This is a genomic window from Kitasatospora sp. NPDC059795 (assembly GCF_042732175.1).
Lineage (GTDB): Bacteria > Actinomycetota > Actinomycetes > Streptomycetales > Streptomycetaceae > Kitasatospora.
The window spans coordinates 1-1096 of the sequence record NZ_JBHWID010000064.1 but is presented as its reverse complement, the minus strand read 5'-3'; the positions used below and the strand labels follow the sequence as shown (position 1 = coordinate 1096).

Annotated in this window: 2 protein-coding genes; one reads left to right on the top strand and one right to left on the bottom strand. The window is 67.3% G+C overall.

Annotated features, from left to right (window positions below):
* Positions 1-148 precede the first annotated feature (148 nt).
* Positions 149-499: a helix-turn-helix domain-containing protein gene (locus ACFV4P_RS36000; protein ID WP_380477699.1), complete on the bottom strand. Its 351-nt coding sequence runs from the start codon at positions 497-499 to the stop codon at positions 149-151.
* Positions 500-520: 21 nt separating this feature from the next.
* On the opposite strand from ACFV4P_RS36000, the gene ACFV4P_RS35995 reads away from it, so the two are divergent.
* Positions 521-1045 (top strand): hypothetical protein, encoded by a 525-nt coding sequence (locus ACFV4P_RS35995; RefSeq protein ID WP_380477698.1) that lies wholly within the window; start codon positions 521-523, stop codon positions 1043-1045.
* Positions 1046-1096 lie beyond the last annotated feature (51 nt).

Below are 1096 nucleotides of genomic sequence, written 5' to 3'. Positions count from 1 at the left end.
GACAGAAGCAGCCACACATCATCCGCGGGTACTTCCAGGGCCCGCACGTCCGCTACATCGCCGAGGTGCCGGAAATTTAGCGTTTCGGGTCAATATAGCGCGCCACTGTGCCGAGCAGGCATTTGCGCTGCTGTAAATTATTCGCAATTTAAGCGGCTGGCCTCAAGTAATCATATGAGGGTCGGACTTGCTCAGAAACGGTCGCATTTCCGCCGGGCCACAAGCTGGTGTCCAGCGCGCGCTCGAGCCGGTACAGGGTTCGCAGGTCGGGCCAGCGGGTGCCGGCGATGACCTCCTGGATCGTTGCCCTGCCCACGCCGCTAGAGGTCGCGAGCGTGCGCTGCGAAACGTCCGGCCTGCTTTCAAGGGCTGCGGCCAGCCGCCGGGCGACCTCCTGGAGGGCGGCGGCGGGACCGTCGGCGACCGTGGCGTTCGGCCAGTTCTCGACGTCGTCGGAGTAGTCCCGTGGCGCCGTCGCGCGGGTACGGCCTCCTGGCATGGTGATGCACCTCTCCGTGTTGTGATCGACACTGATGGGGATGGCCGGTTTACGGGCCATCTGTCATGGGCCCTGCGCCTGGAGGCCGACGTGTCGCAACGCATCCTCAGCTACCACCCCACCGCGGCGACGGTTTCCCCAGAACGGTGGGAGCGCATCGCGCCGTTGGTCCGCTCGCTGGCTGTCGTGACGGCTGCGGCCTATGGATCCGGCCTCGCCATGACGCCTCTGGCGCGCCTCGCCGCGTGGTGCGAGGAACAGGCCATCCCGCTGGAGCCCATGACGGTCCTTCACCCCGACACCGTCACCAGGTTCATCCTCGTCGGCTGCACAGGGATGAAGAGCAACTCCCGGCGCACCGCCGCCTGCCAGCTGCACCGCGCCTCCGAGGCGCTCTTTCTCGACCGGCTCGGCCAGCAGCCTCCCGTGCGCCTGCGGGCGAAGGCCGCCCCGACGCCGCCCTACTCCCCGGAGGACATCGCGGCCTGGGTCCTGTGGTCTCAGAGGGCGGTTCGTGAGTATTTGACCGATTCTGCTGTCACCTGATGGTGTGGGGAGGGGCGGAGTCCGCCCGTCCGGGGGCGGTGCTCTGTTGTG